28 protein-coding genes are annotated in these 23,052 nt (G+C 64.4%); 14 read left to right on the top strand and 14 right to left on the bottom strand.

From position 1 onward, the window contains the following. Positions 1-91: 91 nt before the first annotated feature. The 12 genes from RFM40_RS21830 (at position 92) to RFM40_RS21885 (ending at position 8,876) form a co-directional block, all read left to right on the top strand. On the top strand, positions 92-580 hold the full coding sequence (locus RFM40_RS21830; protein ID WP_126101670.1) for a carboxymuconolactone decarboxylase family protein: 489 nt from the start codon (positions 92-94) through the stop codon (positions 578-580). Further along, on the top strand, positions 577-1,437 hold the full coding sequence (locus tag RFM40_RS21835; RefSeq protein ID WP_320278205.1) for a sigma-70 family RNA polymerase sigma factor: 861 nt from the start codon (positions 577-579) through the stop codon (positions 1,435-1,437). Before RFM40_RS21830 ends, RFM40_RS21835 begins: the two co-directional genes overlap by 4 nt. A gap of 101 nt (positions 1,438-1,538) precedes the next feature. Further along, positions 1,539-1,811, top strand: coding sequence for a hypothetical protein (locus RFM40_RS21840; RefSeq protein WP_320278206.1), 273 nt, complete (start codon positions 1,539-1,541; stop codon positions 1,809-1,811). A 298-nt stretch (positions 1,812-2,109) separates the two neighbouring features. Further along, complete coding sequence (locus RFM40_RS21845) at positions 2,110-3,312, top strand: ABC transporter substrate-binding protein (protein WP_320278207.1); 1,203 nt, start codon at positions 2,110-2,112, stop codon at positions 3,310-3,312. A 184-nt stretch (positions 3,313-3,496) separates the two neighbouring features. Next, positions 3,497-4,363, top strand: a complete 867-nt coding sequence (locus RFM40_RS21850) for a branched-chain amino acid ABC transporter permease (RefSeq protein WP_320278208.1) — start codon at positions 3,497-3,499, stop codon at positions 4,361-4,363. 7 nt (positions 4,364-4,370) lie between these two features. After that, complete coding sequence (locus tag RFM40_RS21855) at positions 4,371-5,351, top strand: branched-chain amino acid ABC transporter permease (protein WP_320224359.1); 981 nt, start codon at positions 4,371-4,373, stop codon at positions 5,349-5,351. A gap of 3 nt (positions 5,352-5,354) precedes the next feature. Then, positions 5,355-6,134: an ABC transporter ATP-binding protein gene (locus RFM40_RS21860; RefSeq protein WP_320278209.1), complete on the top strand. Its 780-nt coding sequence runs from the start codon at positions 5,355-5,357 to the stop codon at positions 6,132-6,134. Further along, a complete protein-coding gene (locus tag RFM40_RS21865) occupies positions 6,131-6,853 on the top strand; it encodes an ABC transporter ATP-binding protein (protein WP_320224356.1) in 723 nt (240 codons plus the stop codon). The genes RFM40_RS21860 and RFM40_RS21865 overlap by 4 nt, the downstream gene beginning before the upstream one ends. A gap of 11 nt (positions 6,854-6,864) precedes the next feature. Then, positions 6,865-7,611 (top strand): aspartate/glutamate racemase family protein, encoded by a 747-nt coding sequence (locus tag RFM40_RS21870; RefSeq protein ID WP_320278210.1) that lies wholly within the window; start codon positions 6,865-6,867, stop codon positions 7,609-7,611. A gap of 114 nt (positions 7,612-7,725) precedes the next feature. Further along, positions 7,726-8,433, top strand: coding sequence for a GntR family transcriptional regulator (locus RFM40_RS21875; protein WP_126101661.1), 708 nt, complete (start codon positions 7,726-7,728; stop codon positions 8,431-8,433). A 107-nt stretch (positions 8,434-8,540) separates the two neighbouring features. Continuing rightward, entirely contained in the window at positions 8,541-8,687 is a 147-nt protein-coding gene (locus RFM40_RS21880; RefSeq protein ID WP_320278211.1) for a hypothetical protein, read from the top strand. Positions 8,688-8,699: 12 nt separating this feature from the next. Continuing rightward, positions 8,700-8,876, top strand: coding sequence for a hypothetical protein (locus RFM40_RS21885; RefSeq protein ID WP_320278231.1), 177 nt, complete (start codon positions 8,700-8,702; stop codon positions 8,874-8,876). Between the two features lie 65 nt (positions 8,877-8,941). Here RFM40_RS21885 and RFM40_RS21890 read toward each other — a convergent pair whose 3' ends face one another. Then, entirely contained in the window at positions 8,942-9,892 is a 951-nt protein-coding gene (locus RFM40_RS21890) for a LysR family transcriptional regulator (RefSeq protein ID WP_320224353.1), read from the bottom strand. Between the two features lie 83 nt (positions 9,893-9,975). Here RFM40_RS21890 and RFM40_RS21895 point away from each other — a divergent pair, with 83 nt between their 5' ends. Together RFM40_RS21895 and RFM40_RS21900 are read left to right on the top strand one after the other, a co-directional pair. Then, positions 9,976-10,806, top strand: coding sequence for a class I SAM-dependent methyltransferase (locus RFM40_RS21895; RefSeq protein ID WP_320278212.1), 831 nt, complete (start codon positions 9,976-9,978; stop codon positions 10,804-10,806). 14 nt (positions 10,807-10,820) lie between these two features. Further along, positions 10,821-11,381, top strand: coding sequence for a hypothetical protein (locus tag RFM40_RS21900; protein ID WP_320224350.1), 561 nt, complete (start codon positions 10,821-10,823; stop codon positions 11,379-11,381). Positions 11,382-11,472: 91 nt separating this feature from the next. Here RFM40_RS21900 and RFM40_RS21905 read toward each other — a convergent pair whose 3' ends face one another. The 13 genes from RFM40_RS21905 to RFM40_RS21965 all read right to left on the bottom strand — a co-directional run bounded on the left by RFM40_RS21905 (position 11,473) and on the right by RFM40_RS21965 (position 23,048). Beyond that, entirely contained in the window at positions 11,473-12,003 is a 531-nt protein-coding gene (locus tag RFM40_RS21905; RefSeq protein WP_320278213.1) for a hypothetical protein, read from the bottom strand. A 75-nt stretch (positions 12,004-12,078) separates the two neighbouring features. Then, positions 12,079-13,164, bottom strand: a complete 1,086-nt coding sequence (locus RFM40_RS21910; protein WP_320224348.1) for a Gfo/Idh/MocA family protein — start codon at positions 13,162-13,164, stop codon at positions 12,079-12,081. Positions 13,165-13,214: 50 nt separating this feature from the next. Beyond that, positions 13,215-13,979, bottom strand: a complete 765-nt coding sequence (locus RFM40_RS21915; protein WP_320224347.1) for an ATP-binding cassette domain-containing protein — start codon at positions 13,977-13,979, stop codon at positions 13,215-13,217. Then, positions 13,976-14,980: an ABC transporter permease gene (locus tag RFM40_RS21920; protein WP_320278214.1), complete on the bottom strand. Its 1,005-nt coding sequence runs from the start codon at positions 14,978-14,980 to the stop codon at positions 13,976-13,978. The genes RFM40_RS21915 and RFM40_RS21920 overlap by 4 nt, the downstream gene beginning before the upstream one ends. Then, positions 14,977-15,963 carry a sugar ABC transporter substrate-binding protein gene (locus RFM40_RS21925; RefSeq protein ID WP_320278215.1) on the bottom strand — a complete coding sequence of 329 codons (987 nt, stop codon included), beginning with the start codon at positions 15,961-15,963 and terminating at the stop codon, positions 14,977-14,979. Before RFM40_RS21925 ends, RFM40_RS21920 begins: the two co-directional genes overlap by 4 nt. A 518-nt stretch (positions 15,964-16,481) precedes the next feature. Continuing rightward, positions 16,482-16,868: a TOBE domain-containing protein gene (locus RFM40_RS21930; RefSeq protein ID WP_320278216.1), complete on the bottom strand. Its 387-nt coding sequence runs from the start codon at positions 16,866-16,868 to the stop codon at positions 16,482-16,484. Continuing rightward, a complete protein-coding gene (locus RFM40_RS21935; protein ID WP_320224342.1) occupies positions 16,861-17,898 on the bottom strand; it encodes an ROK family protein in 1,038 nt (345 codons plus the stop codon). The genes RFM40_RS21930 and RFM40_RS21935 overlap by 8 nt, the downstream gene beginning before the upstream one ends. After that, complete coding sequence (locus RFM40_RS21940) at positions 17,898-18,620, bottom strand: ribulose-phosphate 3-epimerase (protein WP_320224341.1); 723 nt, start codon at positions 18,618-18,620, stop codon at positions 17,898-17,900. The genes RFM40_RS21935 and RFM40_RS21940 overlap by 1 nt, the downstream gene beginning before the upstream one ends. Further along, positions 18,617-19,441, bottom strand: coding sequence for an alpha/beta fold hydrolase (locus RFM40_RS21945; RefSeq protein WP_320224340.1), 825 nt, complete (start codon positions 19,439-19,441; stop codon positions 18,617-18,619). The genes RFM40_RS21940 and RFM40_RS21945 overlap by 4 nt, the downstream gene beginning before the upstream one ends. After that, complete coding sequence (locus tag RFM40_RS21950; RefSeq protein WP_320224339.1) at positions 19,441-20,259, bottom strand: sugar phosphate isomerase/epimerase family protein; 819 nt, start codon at positions 20,257-20,259, stop codon at positions 19,441-19,443. Before RFM40_RS21950 ends, RFM40_RS21945 begins: the two co-directional genes overlap by 1 nt. After that, positions 20,259-21,335, bottom strand: a complete 1,077-nt coding sequence (locus RFM40_RS21955) for a Gfo/Idh/MocA family protein (protein ID WP_320224338.1) — start codon at positions 21,333-21,335, stop codon at positions 20,259-20,261. Before RFM40_RS21955 ends, RFM40_RS21950 begins: the two co-directional genes overlap by 1 nt. A gap of 3 nt (positions 21,336-21,338) precedes the next feature. Then, entirely contained in the window at positions 21,339-22,160 is an 822-nt protein-coding gene (locus RFM40_RS21960; RefSeq protein WP_320224337.1) for a sugar phosphate isomerase/epimerase family protein, read from the bottom strand. Positions 22,161-22,205: 45 nt separating this feature from the next. Beyond that, on the bottom strand, positions 22,206-23,048 hold the full coding sequence (locus tag RFM40_RS21965; protein WP_320278217.1) for a carbohydrate ABC transporter permease: 843 nt from the start codon (positions 23,046-23,048) through the stop codon (positions 22,206-22,208). Between the last annotated feature and the right edge of the window lie 4 nt (positions 23,049-23,052).

Consider the following 23,052-nt stretch of genomic DNA (forward strand, 5'->3'; position numbering starts at 1 on the left):
TGGGGCTTGGGGCGCAAAAAAATTCGGCGCCATGTCACATTGGCGGGTGCCTCGTTCGTCTTGAGGTCGGAACCAACGAAAGGAACCGACCATGACTGCCAGACTTGACCCCCTTGCCGCCGCCCCTTCGCTGATGAAGGAGTGGCACCGTGCCTCTCTAGCCATCGCGTCGAGCCTCGATCCGGCACTCGCCGAACTCATCGAGATCCGCTCCTCCCAGATCAACGGTTGCGCCAACTGCATCAACATGCACACGACCTATGCCCGCGAACGCGGAGAGACCGAGCAGCGCGTCTACCTGCTGGCGGCCTGGCGCGAGGCGCCGTGCTATACCGACCGCGAGCGCGCCGCGCTTGGCTGGACCGAGGCGCTGACGCGGATCAGCGAAGGCCATACGCATGAAGCCGCTTATGAGGCGCTGAAGGACCATTTCACCGAGGAGGAACGGGTGAAGCTCACCTTGATGATCAACATCATCAACGGCTGGAACCGCATCGCGGTCGGCTTCGGCGGCTTTGTCGATCCGGCGGCGGTGAAGGCCGGCAACGCGAAGGCCGTCAGCAAGGCGGCCGCCGCTTGACGGCGGAGCCGACATCTGCGGGCGCGGCGGCGGCTTTCGAGCCGCTGCGCCCGAAGCTCGTGCGGGTCGCCTACCGCATGCTGGGCTCCGTCGCCGACGCGGAGGACATGGTGCAGGAGGCCTTCCTCCGTTGGATGAGGGCCGACCGCGCCGCGGTGCGCGAGCCCGAGGCTTTCCTGCGCCGTACGGTCACCCGCCTCTGTCTCGATCAACTCAAATCCGCCCGCCGCCAGCGCGAGACCTATGTCGGCTCCTGGCTTCCCGATCCCGTTGTCGAAGACGACGAACCGGATGACGTCACCTTGCCGCTGATGCTGGCGCTGGAGCGCCTGTCACCACTCGAGCGGGCGGCCTTCCTGCTGCACGATGTGTTCGGGCTGCAATTCGAGGAGGTCGCGGCGGAGATCGAGCGTGACCCCGCCGCCTGTCGCCAGCTCGCCGCCCGCGCCCGCAGCCACGTCCGCGAGGCGCGGCCGCGCTTCAAGGTCGAGAAAGAGCGCGGTCTGGAGCTTGCCGAGGCCTTCTTCAACGCCTCGCGCAGCGGCGACATGAAGGCACTGGGCGCGATGCTGAGCGCCGATGTCAGCGCTTATGCCGACGGCGGCGGCAAGCGTCCGGCGGCTATTGCGCCGGTCTTCGGTTTCGATGCCGTGATCAAACAATACGAGACCGTTGTCGCCTGGCTTCAGGACAATCGCTCGCAGCTTGTCCGCTTTGGCTTCATCAACGGCTTGCCCGGTTTCGTCACCCTGGAGGCCGACGGCGAACTGCAGACGACCGCTCTCGACATCGAGGACGGCAAGATCGCGGCCATCTATGTGATGCGCAATCCCGACAAGCTGAGGCATCTGCATTAGCAACCAGCGGAGAGCCACCGGCAAGCCTGCGACGGAACCTTTGTTGCGCTGGCGATTTTGGCTATATCCTTGGTACCGGATGGGCAGAAGGGTTGCTGACGATGACGAAATACTTTGCGATCTCCGCTCTCGTTTTGAGCACGGCCGTTGCCGTGTCCGTCCCGGCATTCGCCGGCGACAGGCACCATCATCGTCCGGTCGAGCGTGAGCGCTATGTTCCGGCCGAAGGCGACCTCATCGACATCCTGTTCGGCGGTCCTCGTTATTATGACGCCATGCTGGTCACCACCGCGGCGGGCGCCTGCTCCTACCATCGGACAGGGCCGGACGCGAACGCGTTGAACAAGATCAACGACCATCACTGCGGGAAATAGGGCCGCCTGCGGCAGCTCTTTCATTGCGCGCCGCCGGCTCGATAAGTCGCGACCCTCGCTATTTTGTGATCCTGTAGATCCTGATCGGGTTTGCCGAGGCGCTGCGCTCGTCGGGCGGCCAATTTCTGGTTGCCGCCGTTTCCGGCCGGGCCATGGGTCATCGCACACATTCGGCTCAAACATTGTATACAAAACATAAGAAAGATGTTGACAATATGCCGCAGTAGGTTTCCCTTAGGCTATCCGCGCAGCCTACGAGCAAAACACAAAGCGCGATAACCAAAGGGGAACTGCAAAAATGATCAATCGACGCTCGACTCTGAAATCGATGGCGCTTGGCGCCGTCTCGGCCCTGGCCATCGCCGCCGTTGGCATGCCGTCCGCACAGGCCGAGAACAAGGAGCTGAAGATCGGCTTCGTTGGCGTCACCAGCGGCCCCGCCGCCGCCTGGGGCACCTCGAATGTGCGCTCGATGCAGACGCGCGCCGCCTGGCTCAACGAAAAAGGCGGTGTCAAGATCGGCGACGACACCTACAACATCAACATCGTCACCTTCGACGACCAGAAGGACCCCAAGCGCGCCATCGCCGGCATGGAGAAGATGGCGCAGGAAGGGATCCACTATGTCGTCGGGCCGAATGTCGATGACGGCGCCGCCGCGGTGCGCCCCGTCGCCGAGGCCAACGGCATCATCTATTTCCCCTATGCCTTCCCGAAGGCGCTCTACCAGAAGCCGGCCTCGAATGCCGTGCTCGGCATGATCGCCAACTATCAGTCGGGTCCGGCGATCTACAAATACCTCAAGGAAAAGAAGGGCGTGAAGACGATCGCCTTTGTCGCTGCCAACGAATCCGACCCGCTCAGCCAGCGTGACAGCGGTGTCGAGGCGGCCAAGGCGCTCGGGCTCGACATCGTCGCGCAGAACGACACCTACCAGAACGACACCCGCGACTTCACGCCGGTGCTGACGCCGATCGTCGGGCTGAAGCCCGACCTCCTGGTGCTGTCGGGCGTGGCGCCTGCAAATGCGCCGCTGCTCATCCGCGCCGCCCGCGAGCTCGGCTACGAAGGTCTGATCTCGACCGAGACTGCGCAGGATGCCAAGGTTCTGGAAGAGGGCGCCGGCGAATATGCCAACGGCTTCATCTCCGTCGGCGGCGCCTCCACGCCGGAGATCGCCTCTGACGAGATGAAGGAGTTCGTCGCCCGCTACACCAAGATGTTCGGCGAGTACAACGACGAGTCCAACACCAAGGTCTACGCGCTGGAATACATCCTCGACACGTTGAAGGCCAATCCGGCGGCAATCAACGACGTCGCGGAATTCAAGAAGACCATGGACACCTTCTCGGCGCCCAATCCCTTCCTGAAAGGCGACGCCAAGCTGAGCTATGTCGGCTCGACCTCGTTCGGCCAGAAGCGCCAGCTCGCCGTGCCGATGGTGGTCAACGAATATAAGGACGGTGCTTTCCAGACCCTATTCGTCGGCTCCGTCGACTAAAGCATGTCTCCCGAAAGTGGGAACCGGTTTCGGGACAAAGACATGCGTGAAATCAAAAACCTAAAGCGCATGAGCGAACATGAAAAGATCGCGACGCGCTTTAGGGTTAGTTCCTAAGGTTGCTTCCTCCCGAATGCCGGGGGTCCGGGCGATGCTCGGACCCCGCGGAAGATCGAAGGTGTCCATGGAACAGGTCATCGCCAACGGATTGTATCTCGGTGCCCAGTACGCGCTGATCGCGCTCGGGCTCACCCTGATCTTCGCCCTGATGAACGTGCTCAATTTCGCCCACGGGCAGATGTACGTGCTGGGCGGATTCATCGCCTACACCCTCTACGGCCAGCTCGGCCTGCCTTTCGTCGTGGCGCTGCTGGCGTCCGGCGCGACGCTTGCCGTCATCGGCGCGCTGATGGAGAAGTTTCTCTTTCGAACCGTCATAAGGCGAAGCCACCGCGAGGAGAGCACTATGCTGCTCGCCGCCGCGACGGCGTTCTTCTTCGACGCCGTCATCCTGCTTCTCTTCGGCGAGAAGCAGCGCGGCGTGCCCAAGATCGTCAAGGGCGTCTTCAACGAGGCCGGCATCATCATGCCTTACGACCGCCTGGTCGTCGGCGCTCTAGCCATAGTCTTCATCGCTGCCTTCGTCCTCTACATGCAATACAGCCGTGTCGGTCGCGCCATGCGCGCGCTCGCCCAGGACCGCGTCGCGGCCCAGTTGATGGGCGTCAGGGTCGACCGCTATTCGATGATCGGCTTTGCCATGGGCGCCATGCTGGCGGGCGTCGTCGGCGGTCTGCTGGTCACCATCACCGGCGTCAATTCCGGCATCGGCGGGCCGATCTCGATCAAGGCTTTCCTGATGGTGATGATCGGCGGCGCCGGTGTCGTCGGCGGCGCGATCGCCGGCGGCTTCATCCTCGGCATGATGGAGTCGGTCGGCCTGACCGCGCTGCGCGAATATGGCGACGTCACCTACCTCGTCATCTTCGCCGCCCTGATGGTGTTTCTGTCGATCCGCCCCAACGGGCTGATGGGCAAGCCTTGGGGTTGACCGTGCCATGACCCGCAATCGCAACATGAAAATCGCTTCGGTCGTCGCCTTCCTGGCGGTCGTCTTCATCGCCGTGCCGGCCGCGATCTCGTTGAGCGGCCGCATCGACCTCTACTATACGCTGACCTCGGTGGCGCTGCTCAGCATCGCCAGCGCCGGCGTCTGGCTCACCTTCTATATCGGCCGCATCAACATCGGCCAGGGCGCCTACGCGCTGATGGGCGGCTATGTCTCGGCCATACTGGTGATGAACCACGGCTGGTCCTTCTGGCTGACGCTCCCGGTGGCCGGTCTCTTCTGCGCCGCCGCAAGCGTGCTGATCGGCCTGCCGATCCTGCGGCTGCGCGGCGTCTATTTCGCCATGGTGACCCTGACGCTGACCGAGGTCGCGCGGCTGTTGGCGCTGGCGTTGCCGATCACCAACGGCGCCAAGGGCATCGTCAGCATCCCGCTGCCCGGCGCGTTGTCGGTGTTCGGCCTGACGATCATCCCTGATTTTTCCACGCTTCAGAATTCGCGGCTCGCTTTCTACCTGCTGGCAGTCACGATGATGGTGGTCTGCTTCGCGGTCATGTACAGGTTGGTCCATTCGCGCATCGGCAAGCTTTGCCAGTCGCTGCAGCAGAATGAGGAACTCGCCTCATCGATCGGCGTCAACATCGCCTATCTGCGCGTCATCGCCTACGCCGTCTCGTCCTTCTTCGGCGGTGTCGCCGGCGCGATCTTCGCGGCGATCTCCCAGTCGATCTATCCGTCGAGCTTCACGGTCACCGATTCCGTCAACTTCATGCTGAACTGCTTCCTTGGCGGCCTCGGCTACGTGTTCGGGCCGATGCTGGGCACCCTGGTGCTCTATTTCGGCTGGGACATGCTGTTCCAGACCGGCCGGTTCCAACTCCTGATCTATTCCGGCCTGATGATCGTGTTGATGCTGGTGCTGCCCAACGGCCTGCTCAGCCTCACGGTCCCGACCCGGAAGAAGGCTTGAGCCATGGCCGAAATGCTCGAAGTCTCCGGCATCACCAAACGCTTCGGCGGTCTCGTCGCCGTCAACAACGTCTCCTTCTCGGTGCGCGAGAAGGAGATCCTGTCGGTGATCGGTCCGAACGGCGCCGGCAAGTCGACGCTGTTCAAGCTGATCTCGTCGTTCCTCAGGCCGAGCTCGGGCGAGGTGCGCCTGAAGGGCGAACGCATCTCCGGCCTTGCGCCGCATATCGCCGCCCGCAAGGGGGTCGTCCGCACTTTTCAGGAAACGACGATCTTCAAGAACATGAGCGTGCGCGACAACGTCATCATCGCGCACCATCTGCGCTCGAAGGCGAACCTCGCCGGCTTCTTCCTCGGCACCGGCGCGGCGAGAGCCGACGAAGCGGCATTCGGGCAGTCCGCCGATGAGATCCTGGCGCTGCTTGGCCTGGCTTCGCTCGCCAATGAGATCGCCCGCAACCTGCCGCACGGCCATTTGCGGGCGCTGGGCATCGCCATCGGCCTTGCCACCGATCCCTCGATTCTGCTGCTCGACGAGCCCTTCGCCGGCATGAACCATGAGGAGACGATGCGCATGGTGGCGATGGTGCGGCGCCTGCGCGATCTCGGCCTCACCATCCTGCTCGTCGAGCACGACATGCCGGCCGTGATGAAGATCTCGGACCGCATCGTGGTCCTCAATTTCGGGCAGAAGATCGCCGAGGGAACGCCGTCGGAGATCCAGGCCAACGACAAGGTGATCGAAGCCTATCTCGGCAGCGAAGACGAGGCGATCGGCCTATGAACCAGATCCTGAACTTCGCCGGCGTGGAACTCTACTACGATCACGTTTACGCGCTGAAAGGCGTTTCCCTCGAGGTCAACGAGGGCGAGACCGTGGCGCTGATCGGCGCCAACGGCGCCGGCAAGTCGTCGATCCTGCGCGCCATCACCGGCCTCAACCGGATCAGGTCCGGCGAGATCCACTATCATGGCAAGCGCATCGACGGCGCCGCTCCCGACGCGATCGTCAAGATGGGCATCGCCATGGTGCCGGAAGGACGCCGCGTCTTCCCCTTCATGACGGTCAGGGACAACCTCCTGATGGGCGCCTTCACCCGTTCCAGCAAGGCCGAGATAGCGGCGACGATGGAGATGGTGCTGGGGCGTTTCCCCCGGCTCAAGGAGCGCTTCTCGCAGGCCGCCGGCACGATGAGCGGCGGCGAGCAGCAGATGCTGGTCATTGGCCGCGCGCTGATGGCGAAACCTAAGCTGTTGCTGCTCGACGAGCCGTCGCTCGGCGTAGCGCCCAAACTCGTCCAGGACATCGCCCGCTCGATCGTCGCCATCAATCGCGACGAGAAGGTCAGCGTTCTCCTGGTCGAACAGAATTCCCGCATGGCGCTGCGCATCTCGCAGCGCGCCTATGCGCTGACCACTGGCAGCGTCGCGCTGAGCGGCAACTCCGCCGAATTGCTGACCGACGACCGGGTCAAGCGTCTTTATCTCGGCGGCGAGATCTGAGGCTGATTTTAATGCGGATACTCGTCATCAACCCCAACACGACCGCATCGATGACCGCCAAGATCGGCGAGGCGGCGATAAGCGTCGCGTCAACGGGGACCGAAATCATCGCCGTCAATCCGACCGACGGTCCGCCGAGCATCGAGGGCTATTTCGACGAGGTCTTCGCCATACCGGGCATCATCGCCGAGATGGGAAAGGCGCCGGCGGCCGACGCCTATGTGATCGCCTGCTTCGACGACACCGGGCTCGATGCGGCGCGCTGCGCGACGGAAGCGCCGGTCATCGGCATCGGCGAGGCGGCCTTCCACCTTGCCAGTCTCGTTGCCGGCAGGTTCAGTGTCGTCACCACGCTTGCCCGCTCGGTTCCCGCCATCGAGCACAATCTGGCGAAATACGGGCTTGCCTCGCGCTGCGCCAAAGTGCGCTCTTCGGAGGTCGCCGTGCTCGACCTCGAACAGCCGGGCTCGAACGCGAGGCACAAGATTTCGGACGAGATCGCACGCGCCATTCGCGAGGATCACGCGGAGGCGATCGTGCTGGGCTGCGCCGGCATGGCCGACCTCGCGCACAGCCTGTCGCAGCAGCACGGCGTTCCGGTCCTCGACGGCGTCGTCTGCGCGGTTACCCTGGCCGAGAGCCTGTTCAAGGTGGGCTTGAGGACATCGAAGGTAGGCGGCTATGCCGCCCCGCGCGGCAAGCGTTTCGCCGGCATCTTTGCCTCGGCCTCGCCGATGGGCGTCGGTTCGTCAGGCTAGCACGGCCTGGGATCGGATCCGCGGGATTGACCGCCGCGCGAGTGACATTAGATTGAACGGGCTGCTGGCGATTTGGGGGCAGAACGGGCCGCGTCGGGCCTGCGCAGTGAAAGCATGTTGACGGTACTCAGGGAAGAAGATCGCGACGACAAGCCGGCAGCGCGCTGGTCGCCGATCTATTATGGGCTGAGGGACGCCATCGTCAGCCATCGTCTCGCGCCTGGCACCAAGCTCCCCGAGGACGAGCTGGCCTCGATCTATTCTGTAAGCCGCACCGTCGTCCGCGCCGCCCTGCAGGCCCTTGCGCATGACCGGCTGGCGCGGCTGGAGCCCAATCGCGGCGCCTTCGTCGCGCAGCCGTCGAAGATCGAGGCGCGCGAGGTGTTCGAGGCACGCGCGCTGATCGAGCCCAAGGTCGCGGCCCTTGCCGCCAGGACGGCGGTGCCGTCCGACATCGCGCAACTGCGGGCGCACCTCGAGAAGGAGCACGAGGCGCTGCATGATGGTCGCGACAGCGACGCCATCATGCTGTCGGCGCGCTTCCATGTCGGCATCGCCGAGATCGCCGCGCATTCGGTCTTCACCAACTTCGTGCGCGACCTCGTCTCACATTCCTCGCTGATCATCGCGCTCTACTGGAAGCGCCGCGACGCAACCTGCGAGAAGCACGCCCACCACGCGCTGGTCGACGCCATCGAAGCCGGCGACAGCGCCGATGCCGCCGCGCTGATGAACAGTCATCTGGTCGACCTCTTGTCCGGGCTCGATCTCACCGACAAGGTCGAGAAGTCGGACAGCCTCGCCGACTTGCTGCGGGCATAGCGAGCGGTGGTGTTGGTATCCGGCCGTGGACCGATATGATATCCGGGACGCATCCACCCATTTAACCGGGAAAGCTGCGCCGCCTCAGGCGCGAGCGGAGGCATTCCATGAATTTCGATCTCAAATGGTCTCCGTCCGAAAAGAAGGTTGCACGCCGCGCCTTCGATGCAGCGCTGGAGGTAGCACTCGGCAAGATGATGGCCGAACTCAAAAGCAAGGTCAGTGCCGTGACGACACCGGCGGCCATGTGTTAGATCGAGGACTATCTGCGGCAGCAACGGCGAAAGATCGATCAGCTTTTCGACTATCGCTATTCACAGCTTCTCATCGTCTTTGCCGGCCTGATCCGACAAGGCTATCTGGAGGAGAGCCAGCTTTCGGGTTTGTCGGAAGACAAGCGGGAGGAAATCCGCAGGTTCCTGTCCTGGCACGCCAAGGGGTAGCGCGGGGGGGTGGAGGTTTGACGATGCCCAGCCAGAAGCTTCCTCGATCAAACCAGTCTGATACCTCAGGCGCGCCGTCCCGGTAGTGGCTTTCGCGAAGCCTCGGTGTCGCCCTGGCGCCTGATATGATCGATGAACGCGCGCAGCTTGGGCAGGACCTGATGCCGTTCCGGGTAGTAGAGAAAGACACCCGGCGATGTGACGGCGAATGCCGAAAGCAGCGTCTCGAGGCGCCCTTCCTCGATCGCCGAGCCGGCAATCGGACTGGGCACCTGGGCAAGTCCGGCGCCCTGGATCGCGGCCCCAAGAAGCGTGGGGTAGTCGTGCGCGATGAGCGGTCCGGCGACGATTGCCTCGATCGCCTTGTTGCCTTTGGCAAAGCGCCACGGCGCGACTGAACCGTTCGATCGACGCAGGCGCAGGCAGGCGTGGTGGCGCAGATCCTCGATGCGCTCCGGCGCCGTTCGGTGGCGTAGGTAATCGGGACTGCCGACCACCACCATCGGGAAGGACGGCGCCAGTCGAACCGCGACCATATCGGGCGCGATCAAATCACCCATTCGGATGCCGGCGTCGAACCCCTCGGCGGCGAGGTCGACCAGCTCGCCGCTTGCGACGATCTCCAGCTCGATCTCGGGATAGGCTCGGCAGAAGGACGCGATCATCGGTTCCAGCAGGGTCGGCACCACCGCGGGCGGTACCGAGAGGCGCAAGAGTCCGGCCGGCCGCTGGCCGATTTCGCGCGCGGTCTCGCTCGCGGCTATCAATTCCTCGAATGCTGGCCGTGCGCGCGAGAAAAAACGCTCGCCGGCTTCGGTCAGGCCGACGCTGCGTGTCGTGCGTGTGAAGAGTGCGGCGCCTATGCGCGCTTCCAATGTCCGCACCGCCTGGCTGATCGCCGACGGCGTGACACCAAGCTCTGCCGCCGCTTTGCGGAAATTGCGGTGCTTGGCGACGCTCAGGAACGCCTCGACACCGTCAAGCGCGCCATGTCGGACTGTGAAGTTCTGTTTCATGACCTATCGACATTATCGCGGATAGTGGACGGCACAAAGCGATCGTATCTCTGTTGCGATTGGAAGCCTGAAGGGAAGCGGCAATGACAGACGATTTGAATGGCGTTCGCGATCACTACCGCGCAACCGGCCTGGCCGAGCGGCTGAAGGCGGCGCTGGCCGTCTTGGGGCCGGAGGAGCAGCGGCTGAAGCCCGAGCAACTGGCGACCCTCGACCAGTTCCACACACGCGGGCTCGCCGCGACCGCCGAGCTTGCCAAATTGGCCGGCATCACGGCCGACATGGCGGTCTTGGACGTCGGGTCGGGGGTGGGCGGGCCGGCCCGTTTTCTCGCCGCGACCTATGGCTGCAACGTCACGGGCGTCGACCTAAGCGAACCCTTCGTCGAAGCCGCTGTCTATCTCACTGAGCGGACGGGGCAGGCCGCAAAAGTGTCGTTCCAGGCGGGCAGCGCGCTGGCGCTTCCTTTCGGCGACGGCGGCTTCGATGTCGTGCTGCTGCAGCATGTGGCGATGAACATCACGGACCGGCCGCTTCTCTATCGCGAGATCAGGCGCATGCTGCAGCCGGGCGGGAAATTCGCCACCTTCGACGTCGTGCTCAACGGCGGCGACCCGCACTATCCGGTTCCCTGGGCGAAGACCCCGGCGGAAAGCTTTCTGCTGTCTGCCGCCGCGACCTGCGAGGCGATCGAGGCCGCCGGGTTCCGCATGCTTGTCCAGCAGGACGACACCGCGGACGCCAAGACCTGGTTCGCGGCGCTGCGCGCGTCCGGGCCGCCGCCTTCGCTGAACCTCGGCGTCGTCATGGGCCGGAGTTTCGCGGATTTTGCCGCCAATCTCGGACGCAACCTGATGGAAGGCCGGCTCGGCGTCCTGACGGCGGTGTTCGAAGCCGTTCAGGCCAACCGCTGACGGGAGAGAAAAAAATGTCGCCGGCGATGATTTTCAACATCCATCTCGTCCTGGGTTACGTGCCGTGGCTGCTTTGCTTCGGCGCCTATATCTGGCCAAGGCTCAAGCTCATGGACCGTATCGAGGCGCAGCGCGCCATCGCCACGCTGCACAGCTTCCGCTTCTTCGGGCTGGTCTTCCTGCTTCCCGGCGTGGTCGGCCCGAACCTGCCCGCAGGCTTCGCCGTCTTCGCCGCCTATGGCGACTTCGCGACCGGCTTGCTGGCCATGCTGGCGCTGCTGGCGGTGAGGAGACCTTCGATCTTCTGGCCGCTCGTCGTCGCTTTCAATCTTGTCGGAGTTGTCGACCTTGTCGTCGACTACTATCACGGCACTGTGCTCGATCTACCGGCCCTGGCGGGGCAACTAGGCGCCACCTACGCGATCCCGATCGTCTATGTGCCCCTGCTGATGATCACGCATGCCGCCGCCCTCTATCTGCTGGCGCGCCCGCAGTCCAAGGCGGCGCCGGCCGCCGACGATAGCGAAGCAGGAGGCGGCCTCAGTTCCCGCCGCTCTCCTTCATCCGCTCGATGATCTCGGCCGTTAGCGCGAGGGTCGCGGCGAGAGTCGGAGAGTCGGTGAGCGGTCTGGTTCTCGCCTTGATCGACCCGCAGCGCGCAGAATTCTAGCGGTTGGGCCTCTTGTTTATGAGCATCTCAACCTCTTCTATTAGATTGTTGAGTTTCTCAATAGCGGCTGTCAATTCGGCGACACGTTTGCGATCTGGTTTGATGCCGCGCTGACCGTAGTAATTAATTTCATTTTGAATATCGCGGCGCAGGCTTATTTTACCCACGCGAATAGCTTGTAGCCTACTCGCAGTTCGGAGGTTTAAACGCAAATCCTTGCCAAGCCGTGCAAAATCGATCTTATCGAGAGCCTCCTCCACGTTCCATTGCCTATCGTTAAAGCTACTCAGGACGGCTCTGATCCGATCGTCGCTAACGGGCAGGCCTTCGCTGACGTCCCGGAGGAACGAGAGCACACTATCGGGAACAAAATAGATGATACGGAGGGCATTGCATAATTCATCACCTAAAGAATGATCGACATCATCACTTTCTAAGTGATTCTCGATCGCCGATAGAATCTCGGACGCAGCTGCAATCGATTGAAGATCTATTGACATAAAGCCCCCACGGCAGTCTTCTGCCAATCAATAGTTTCCTATTTTATTGAACTATAAGCCTTTCCAAAGTCAAGTTAGTGAGAAGGAGATGTGCCCGGGCCCTCAGTTCCCGCCGCTCTCCTTCATCCGCTCGATGATCTCGGCCATCAGGGCCAGATCCCGGCGTGAATCCGCGAGGTCGGTGAGCGGCTTGGTGCCCTCGATGATGTGGCGGTGGAAAGTCTCGAGCTCGTTGGAGAAGGCATCGCCATAGAGCGGCCCGAACGCCTTCGTCACCGGACCGAGCGGGCCGGCCTCCGTCACTTCCAGTCGCGTCGGCAGGCTGCGGATATAGGGTGTGTCATAGATGATGCGCACCCGCTTGGTGTTCGAGCGCACCTCGATCATGGCGTCGAACAGGCCGAGATCGTCGACCACCGCGTCGTAGAGGCAGGCGAAATGGCCGTAGTCGAAGGTCACGCTTGTGTTGGCGCCGCCATTGGTGCGGTGCGCCGCCACCACGCGCTTCGGCTCGCCGATCAGCCCGCGCATCGCCGAAATGTGGTGCGAGGAAAGCGCCGTCAGCCCGCGATAGGCGCGCACAAGATCGGCGGAAGCATTCTCTCCCACCACCTCGCGGATCAGCGCGTCGCGTTCCTTGGCGCCGCGCGAAAGAATCGCCGGGTCGATGTCGTTCGGATAGAGGATGTTCTGGCTTCTTTTCAGGAAGTGCCGGCCCTCCGAGATGAGGTCGAAGATGCGGACATGGGTGACGTCGCCATGCGCCGGCAATTCTTCCCGCGCCGCCAGATAGGCCGGGGCGTAGCGGCGCATGTAGCCGATAAAGATCGTCTTGCCGTAGTCCTTGCTCAGCGCCAGCAGATCGTCGATCTCGCGCACCGTCAGGCAGGCGGGCTTTTCGAGCAGGATATGCTTGCTGGCTGCGATCGCGGAGCGCACGAAGCGGCTATGCGTGTCGTCGGAGGAGAGCACGAAGACCGCGTCGATGTCGGGCGAGTTGATCAGCGCCTCCGCGCTCTCATAGGCCCCGGCAGTCGGATATTCCGCCGTGATTAGCGACACCAGGTTCGGAGAGACGTCATGGACGCCGGCGATGACCCAGCGGTCGCGCTGGTCGGCCAGCACCGGCAGATGGATCGACTGCGCGACCTCTCCAAGACCCACAAGCCCGACACGGATCAGCGCCATAGCAACACCCCTATTTCACGCAATTGTTTCAAGTTCTGCGGCACCGCGCGTCACGCCGCCCCGGTCACCAGCGCCACGAGCTCGTTGCCGGTCGTTTCGGAGGCGCGCACCGTCGCCACCATCTTGCCGGCGCGCATCACCCAGATCTGGTCGGAGAGGCGCCGCACCTGATCGAAATTATGGCTGATCAGGATGACGCTCACGCCTTGCTCGCGCAGCTTGCGGATGAGCGCCTCGACATTGGCCGTCTCCTGCACGCCAAGCGCCGCCGTCGGCTCGTCCATCACCACCAGCTTGGCGCCCGAGCCGGCGGCGCGGCAGATCGAGATCGCCTGCCGCTGTCCGCCTGAAAGGCGCCGCACGCGCTGGCTCACCGAGGGCACGTTGATCGACAGCTTGGACAGCATCGCGCGTGCCTGGCTCTTCATCGCCTTGCGGTCGAGCAGGGCGAACGGGCCGATGTGGCGCACGATCTCGCGATTGAGGAAGAGGTTCTGCGCCACCGTCAGCTCGTCGATCAGCGCCAGGTTCTGGTGCACCGTCTCGATGCCGGCCTTGCGCGCCTCGTCCGGATTGGAGAACGGATGCTCACGGCCATCGAAATAGATCGCGCCGCCGTCGGGTCGGTGCACGCCGACCAGGCAGCGGATCAGCGTCGACTTGCCGGCGCCGTTGTCGCCGATCACCGCGGTGACCTCGCCGCGGCGCGCCTCGAAGCCGACATCGGTGAAGGCGCGGATGCCGCCGAAATGCTTGCTCAATCCCTGGCAGGCAAGGATCGCTTCGGAGGGCGGGGTGTGACTGGCGGCGCTCATTTCTGGTACCGCATGATCAGCGCCGCCAGCACCACGATGACGCCGACGGCAAGCGGTTGGTAGAAGGCCGAGACGCTGAGCAGCGTCAGCCCGTTGACGAGCGCCGTCAGCATCAGCGCGCCGATGGCCGGCCCAAGGATGCTGGCGCGGCCGCCGAACAGGCTGACGCCGCCCAGCACCACGGCCGCCACCGAATTCAACAAGAGGCTGGTGTTGATCTGCGGCTCGGCCGAGCCGATGCGCGCCACCAAGAGGATTGCGGCAATGCCGGCGCAGAAGCCCGAGATCGTATAGGCGGCGATCTTGACCCGGTCGGTGCGGATGCCGAGCGCGGCAGCGCTTTCGGCCTGGCCGCCGGTGGCCAAGAGATGCACGCCGAAACGGGTATGATAGAGCGCGACATGGGCGACGACGACCGCCGCGATCGCCACCCAGACGGGATAGCCGAACGGCCCGAAGGAGCCGGAGGCGAGCTTGAGCAGGAAGGTCGAGCCGACCATGGTCGGCTCTCCGCCGGAGATGATCAGGCCGAGGCCGGTGATGCCGGAAAGCGTGCCGAGCGTCACCACGAAATCGGGAATGCGGCCTGTCGTGATCAGCACGCCGTTGAGCAGGCCGATCGCGCTGGTGGCGACGATAACCGCCACGCAGGCCGCCAAGACACCCCAGCTGGCGGCGTGGACCAGGCCGAGGATGACGGCGCCGAGCATGACGGAGGCGGCGAGCGAGAGGTCGATGCCGGAAGTCGCGACGACGAAGGTCTGGCCGATCGACAGCACCACCAGGATCGCCGCCGCGAGCAGCAGCGCTTGCAGATTGGCGACGCTGAGGAAAACCGGCTGCGTGATGCCGAACAGGATGACGAGGCCGACCAGGCCGACGACGGATGCCCAGTCGGCCCAGAAGGAAGGATCGAGGAGGAGAGCCGCAAGGGAGGGACGGCTCTCCTCCATCGCGCCCGCCTGTGGGCTGGCGGGCGCGTTGTCTGTCGGAAGGCTCACTTCAGCATCTCGCGGAAGGGATCGGGATAGTCGCCGCCGGGCCGCGGGAAGTTTTTCAGCGATGCTTCGGCATTGTCCTTGTTGATCAAGAGCACCGGCGCCGGCACGTTGGCTGGCAGTTCCTTGCCGATCGCCGCCGCCTTGCAGGCCTCGACGCCCATCGCGCCGACAACGTAAGGATATTGGGCTACGGTTGCCGAAAGCTCGCCCGCTGCGACCGACTTCAGCGCGTCGACGATGCCGTCGAGGCCGATCACCTTGACGCCCTTGCCGGAGGTCTGCACGGCGCGCTCGACGCCGAGCGCCATGATGTCGTTGGCGGCGAAGAAGCCGGCGAGATCGGGATGCGCCTGCAGGATGTCGGTGGCCGCCGTCAGCGCCTTCTCGCGATCCCAGTCCGCACTCACCATCGCCACCACCTCCAGCTTGCCCTCGACGGCCTGCTTGAAGCGCTTGATGCGGGCGTTGGAGCCGACGTCGCCGACAATACCGGCGATCAGCGCGACCTTGGAGCCCTTTGGCACCAGCTTCAGCATTTCCTCGCCGGCCAGTGCGCCGGCGGCAACGTTGTCGGTGCCGATATAGGTGGAGACGGCGAAGCCCGCGGCCTTGGCCTGCTCGGCGTCGATGGTGCTGTCGATGTTGACGATCGGCTTCTTCTTCTGCGCGACCGGCACCAGAGCCTGCACCAGGTTGGAGACGCTGATCGGGTTGGTCAGGTAGCAGTCGTAATCCTGCATCGCCATGGCGGTCAGCTTGTCGGCCTGGCCGGTCGCGTCGCCCATGTTGGCGGCAGCCTGCACGGTGACGGCGACAGCGTCGGCTTTGGCCTGCTCCTCGATGCCCTTTTGCATGTACTGGAAGAAGGGATTGTCGAGACCTTTCACGATCGCCGCGACCTTCGCTTCTCCCGCATAGGCTGGCGCCGAGATGATGGTTGCAAGCAGGCCCGCGCCAAACGTCAGGCCGTTGAAGATGCGCATGGATATTCCTCCTCCGAATTTTTGGTTGTCGCCTCGTTTTCTGCGAGTGCCAATACCCGACGGGACACAAGCGACCCCGGCGCTTGTCTTGCGAAAGTGATGACCGGACGCCGACCGCGACCTGCGCTGGCTGCGACCCGGCTCGGGTTTTCCATGTCAGGCATTGCTCCTCCCAGAGCGCTGGCCTAGGCCTTGCCAGCATTTCCGCATGTTTTAGAAAATTTTGACACGCGTCAAGAATTAAAATGATGCGCTGTGCATTTTGATGTGTTGCGGTGTGGTAGGATTTGGAAGGAGGCGTCGCACCTTTTCGTCATCCTCGGGCGGAGCGGGAGCGAAGCGAGCGCGCAGACCCGAGGATCCATGCCGTTCCCTTGACGCGCCGCCGCGATGCAGAATTTTTGACCCTGCGGTTGAAGAGAACGCCTGCTCCGCAACACTCGAAAGCAGCAGCATGGATTCCAGGGTCTGCGCGACGGAGCTTCGCTCCTGCTCCGCCCTGGAATGACGAGGAAAGCCTAGGCCGTCCCAAGCGGCCTCAGCGCCGGCCCTTGCGGCCGGAACAGATGGCAGGCGGAGGGCGCGATATCGAGCGCGATCGGCGTGTGCAGCGGGGTCGCGTCGCCGCCTTTGGCCTGCACCACCAGCGTGACGTCGGGCGCGGTCTCGACATGGAAGATGGTCAGGCTGCCGAGCCGCTCGGCAAGCGCGGCCTGTCCCTTGAACGGCCCGTCGGACGCGACTTTGAGGTGCTCCGGCCGCATGCCGAGCAGCAGTTCGTCGCCGGCCTTGGTGCCCCCTGCCTCGACAGGCACAATGAGCGCCTTGCCGCCGCGCAGAGTGACGCTGACGCCCTCGGCTCCGGTTGACTCCACCTTCACCTTCATCAGGTTCATCTCAGCCATGGCTTGCCTCTCTGGCGCAGGGTTTTTCGCCGGCGTCATTCTTCGTCTCTTCGTTCTGTACCATCGCCAGCGCCGTGCCCGGCTCGCCCTCCCACAGGATGAGGCCTGCAGCGCCGACCAGGCCGGCGCGGTCGCCGAGTTCGGCCGGCACGATCGGCACGTCGCGATAGGCCTGCATGGCGCGTTCCTCGACCGTTGCCCTGATGCCTGGCGCCAGAAGGTCAAACCCGTTGGCAAGGCCGCCGCCCATTACGATCAGGTCCGGCGAATAGAGATGCAAAAGATTGGTGAAGCCGATGCCGAGCCACCGCGCCTCCGCCTCGACCAGCTCGCGGGCAGCCGCATTGCCGGCGCGCGCGGCCTCGACGACATGCCGGGCGGAGACGTCGCCGTCATCGGAAAGACGCCTGAGCAGCGAGCCGTCGCCGGGCTCGGTGAGGCGCGTCGCCCGGCGCCCGAGCGCGGTGCCGGAGGCGACCGCCTCGAAGCAGCCGACATTACCGCAGAAGCAGCGGTCGCCTTCGCCGGTGATCGTCATATGGCCGATCTCGGCCGCCAGCCCGCGCCGTCCATGATAGATATGACCGTCGGCGACCACCCCGCCGCCAATGCCGGTCGAAACGGTGACGAAGACCAGCGATCCCGCGCCGCGGCCAGCGCCGAAGCGCCATTCGCCGAGCGCCGCGGCATTGGCGTCGTTCTCCAGCCGCACCGGCAGGCCGAATTGTCGGCTGAGGATGTCGATCAGCGGCACATTATGCCAGCCGGCGAGCGTCGGCGGCCCGATGACGATGCCTGCCTTGGGGTCGAGCGGCCCCGGCGCACACATGCCGATGCCGATCACCTTGGCCCGCGGGTGCTCCTTGAGCAGTCTGTCCGCCAGGGCGATGATCTGGCCGATCACCGCTTCCGATCCGGCGCCGGCAAGCGTCGGCGCCGAAACGCGCGCGACCACGTCGCCGCTGCGCTCGACCAGCGCGCCGCGCAGCTCCGTGCCGCCGAGATCGAAGGCAAGTGCAAGCGTGCTCATCAGGCGGCGGCTTTCAGTCCGCGCAGCCAGGCCATGCGCTCGGCGAGGTCCGGATCGCCGAAGGCGAGCGAGCCCAGCACCACTGTGTCGGCGCCGGCGGCGCGCAGCAGCGGCACCGTCTCATGGCGGATGCCGCCATCGGCGGCCAGGATGATGCCGGCTTCGCGACCGGCTTTTCTCATCAGGGCGCGCGCTTCGATCAAGCGCGGGCAGGCTTGGTCCGACAGGCTCTGGCCCTTGACGCCGATCGAGGTGCCGAGAAGCGTCACGAAGGCGACGTCCGGCAGGAAGGGTTCGATGGCGGGCACCGGCGTCTCCAGCCGCAGCACCACGCCGGCCTCGGCGCCGAGCTCATGCGCCAGCTTGACCGCGCGCAGGCCGGCCTCGCCGTTCTCCGCATGGATGGTAACGAGGTCAGCGCCGGCCTCGATGAACTGGCGCGTCTGCGCCTCGACGATTTCCGCCTCGACCATCAGATGCACATGGATGGGCTTCACCGTCAGCCTGGCGATGCGCGCCACCATGTCGGGGAAGAACAGAAAGCCGGGGGTGAAGCGGGCATCCGCCACGTCGATGTGATGCAGATCGGCATGGTCTTCGATGCGCTTCAGGTCGCGCTCCATGTTGGCGAGATCCGCCGACCACAGCGAGAATTCGCCAATGAGCCGGTTGCGGGGCAGGGCTGCGATGGCGGCGGGTCCGGAGAGGGGTTTGGCGGTCATGACGGAATGAGGCTCCGGGTAATCGAGTGGGACTGGAGGAAGGAACTGATCTGCTCATGCAGTTCGCCGAAATGCTTCGCGCTGTCGCGCGCTTTGGGCGGGATCTCGGCGAAGACCGCGTCGGGTATCGCGGCAGCAATCGTGTAGGCGGTCGACAGCGGGTGCACGGCATCGATTTCGTTTCCGAAGACAAGTGCCGGAATGTCGAGCACGGCCGCGTCGCGTTCGGAAACGCCGGGTCCGTCGCCGGCGATGTTGGCCAGCACTTGCGCGAAGGCCTTGGCGTCCGGCCGGTCGAAATAGCCGAGCAGCGAGGAAAGATTGTCTGGCGCCTGGCGATAAAGCCGCGTGGCGGTCTCGGATTGCGCGAAGATCGTGCGCCCCTTGTCGGTCCCGTGCTCGAGGATGAGCCCGGCGACCTCGGCAATCGGCTGCATGTTCGGAGGCGCCGGCGAGAACGTCCATGCCGGCCGCACCAGGATCAGGCCAGCGACGCGCCGTGGATGAAGGCAGGCGAGGCGCAGCGCAATCGCAGCGCCCATCGAGACGCCGCCGGCGACGAAGCGGTCGAGGCCGGCCTCGTCGGCCGCGGCCAGAACGTCATCGGCGAACATTTCGAGAGAGAACGGCCGCCGATCACCGAGCCCGGAGCCGCCGTGACCGCGGCATTCCAGCGTGATGCGGCGGAAGCCGGCGGGAAAAGTCTGGGCGACTTGCGCCTCGCCGCCGCCCAGCCCGTGCTGGAACAGCACCGCCGGGCCCTCGCCCGTGTCGGTGGCCAGCAGCGTCGCGCCGTCGCGAAGAAGCGTTTGGCTCGCCATCACACCAGTCCCTTGAGGAAACGGGCGACGCCCGGCGCCTCTTCGGCCGAAAGCCCGTGCGTCACCAGCGGTCCGTCGAAACCGGTGGCCTTCAGGCGAGCGATGAAGTCGGCGAAGTCGATAACGCCCTGTCCGGCCGTGGCAAAGCGGCCGTCGGCAAAGCGATCCTTGGCGTGCGCCAGCGCGACGCGGCCCGCCGTCATCTCGACTGCCTCGGCAACGACGGCGCGCGCCGTCTCCGCATTCGCCTGTTCGAACAGATTGGCGGGATCGAGCACGATGCGCAGCCGCTTCGAGCCCATCTCGGAAATCAGCCGGACCGCGTCGTCGGCCGAGGTGACGATGTTGGCCTGCTCCGGCTCGATGCCGAGATCGACGCCGTGGCGCTCGGCTAGCTGAAGCGCCTTTTCCATCTCGCGCGCCATGTCGGCCCAAGCAGAAGGATCGGCATTGCCGGGGTGGTGTGCCCACTGGTCGTCAGGATTGCGCGTTCCGGTGCAGAGCGTGACGAGCGGGATCGAAAGCCTCGCCGCAGTCTCGCTGACGACCGCCAGCCGCCGCAGCCCGTCGTCGCGTACCCGGCTGTCCGGATGCGCCATGTTGTAGGTGCCCGACAGCGCAACGAGACCTATGCCCGAAGCCTTGGCGGCGCCATCGATGGCGTCGATCGCTGCGTCTGGAACATCGTCCGGCATTGATGGCAGGCCGGCGCAGGCCAGGTTGAACTGGGTGACCGCAAAGCCGGCACCGCGCACGGCGGCCAGCACGCCGGCCGGTTCGCTGCCTGGAAACGTCTTGGCGAACACCCCGACCTGCATCAGACCGCTCCCGTCACGCCGGCGAGCTCGACACGCTCGCCGCTTTCGACCGAGCGGGCGATCGTCACCATGGCGCGGATCGAGGCGAGCCCATCCTCGACATTGGCGCCGCGCTGCGGCTTGCCGTCGAGCACGGTCTCGGCGAAGCCTTCCAACTGGCGGCGGAAGAAATGGCCGTCGGCGCCGAGCGGCCTTCGCGACGTCGCGTCCTTCTCGTGGAAGATGTCGACCTCGCTGGCGCGGAAATACCAGGGATTGAAGGTCTTCGCGATCACCGAGCCGTTCTCGCCATAGAGCTGGAAGCCCTCGTGCCAGTCCATGCGCACGGCGACGGTGAGGTCGAGATGGCCGAGCGCGCCGTTGGCGAACTCGGTCTCGACGAACCAGCAATAGGCGCCGAAACGCTCGTTGAGGCGCGCGCGCACGGCCGTGATCTCGCCGCACAGGAAGCGCGCCGTGTCGACCAGATGGGAGCCATGCGCCAGCATGAAATATTGTCTGAGATCCGCCTTCGGATTGCCGCCCGGCTTCTTCGCCAGCCTGCTGGTGATGGGCAGCGGCTGCACGGCGTCGGTGTTGGTGTAGCGGTGGGTGGAATCGCAATACCAGGCCTTCAGCGCCAGGATCTCGCCCATCTCGTCACGGACGAAATCGCGCGCTGCTTCCAGCGCCGGATCGAAGCGCTTCATGTGCCCGACCTGCAGCACCTTGCCCGAGCGCTTGACCGCTTCGGCCAGCGTCTTGCCTTCCTCGACCGAAACGCCGATCGGTTTTTCGCACAGCACATGCTTGCCGGCTTCCAGCGCCTTGATCGACATCGGCACGTGATAGGCATCCGACGTAGCGACGATCACCGCCTCGAGCTCTGGATCGGCGAGCATCTCGTCATAATCGCCATACATCTTTTCCGGTTCGTAGGTGGCGCCCATGCGCGCGAGCAGGTCCGGCGCGGCGTCGCAGATCGCGTAGAGGTCGGCGTTGCTTGCCTTCACGCAGGATTCCAGATGCGCGAACTGCGCGATCGGGCCGCAGCCGAGCACACCGACACGAAGGCGACGGTCTTGTTTGCGGATCATCGTTCAGGCCCCGTAGCCGCGCATGGTCTGGCGGTTGGTCTTCACGGCCCCAGCCGGATCGGCGGCGGCGGTCTCGGACTCTTCCTCCAGCACCAGCCAGCCGTTGAAGTTGGGCGCGGCGCTAGCGATCTCGATCACCTTTGCCGTGTCGCAGACGCCCTTGCCAAGCATTGCCCAGGTGCCGCTGGCATCGACGTCCTTCAGGTGCACGTAGCGGATGCGGTCGCGATAGGTGGTGAGCGTGTCGGCCATGTCCTTGTGCCCGCGCAAGATATGGCCGGTGTCCGGCACCCAGCCGACCAGCGAGGCGTCGATCAGGGAGAAGATCCGGTCATAGTCGGCACGATCGAAGAGCAGCGTGTTGTGGTGCGAACTCGGATGCACTGCGACCTGGACACCGGCCTTGCGGCCGAGTTCACCGGCCTTGTTGTAGACGTCGGCGGCAATAGTGAACTTGTCGTCACGCGCGCCGTCGGAGACGACGGTCGCCGAGCCCATCGACACCAGCGCGCCGGGAAAGGCGGCGGCGAAATCGATCCAGCGTTTGGCGGTGTCGAGGTCGGCGTCGATCTTGTCCTTCAGCGTGAAGCCGCTCTTCGAGCCGAAAGCGAAGGAAACGAGCGTCAGGCCGCATGACCGCAGCGCCGCGGCGAACTCCGCCGGCTTGCCGGCATAGCGGCCGATCATCGTGTCGGTGATCTCGATGCCGGCATAGCCGCCGTCGGTGATTGCCTTCAGCAGATCGTCGGGGCCACCGGTGAAGCGGTCTCCCAGCATCTCCCAGGTGAAGGTCTGGCAGCCGACTTTGAGGTCTTTCACGTTCATCCTTTCATTCCTTGATGCCGCCCTGAGGCCGCGGCGATGGACATCCTACTTGACCGAGCCCGCTGTCATGCCGGCGAGGAAGAACCTCTGGGCAACGAGATAGATGAGCAGGAGCGGTAGCGAGCCGAGCACGCTCATCGCCATCATCTGGTTCCATTCGAAGGCGTGCTGCCCCATCAACAGCTGGATGCCGATCGGCACGGTGCGCATGGACGTTGACTTCGTCAGCGTCAGCGCAAAGAGAAATTCGTTCCAGCACAACAGGAAAGTGTAGACCGACGTCGCCACGATTCCAGGCAGTGAGATCGGGACGATCACCCGCCAGAGCGCTGTCCAACTGGTGCCGCCGTCGACAGCCACCGCTTCATCGAGATCGCGTGGCAAGGTGTTCAGATATCCCGTCATCAGCAGGATCGCGTAGGGCAGCGTAAACACCAGATAGGTCAGGATCAGTGCGACGTAGGTGTCGAAGATGCCGTAGGAGACGACAAGCCCGAAGAAGGGGATCAGAAGCGTGATCGGCGGAATCGTCTGCGTGCTGATGATGAGTGTGTTCAGGCTGCCCTTGCCGCGGAAGTTGAAGCGGCTGAACCCATAGGCCGCCAGCAACGCGATCAGCACCGTCAGCACGGTCACCGCTCCGGCCACGAAGTAGCTGTTGAAGAAGAAGCGCAGCTTTACCGGATCGCCAAGGATGGCTGCATACGCCTCCAGAGTGAAGGCCTTCGGCAGGATGGTTGGTGGCAGGGCAAAGATTTCGGTATTCGATTTGAACGAGCTGCTCAGCATCCAGTAGATTGGGAAGGCCGCGAAAAAGAGCCCCGCTGCAAGCGCTGCATGGAGCGCGACGGTGATCAGCCTGACTTTCGTCGTGTGCCTTTTCCTCATGGTG

The organism is Mesorhizobium captivum (assembly GCF_033977165.1).
GTDB classification, from domain to species: domain Bacteria; phylum Pseudomonadota; class Alphaproteobacteria; order Rhizobiales; family Rhizobiaceae; genus Mesorhizobium; species Mesorhizobium captivum.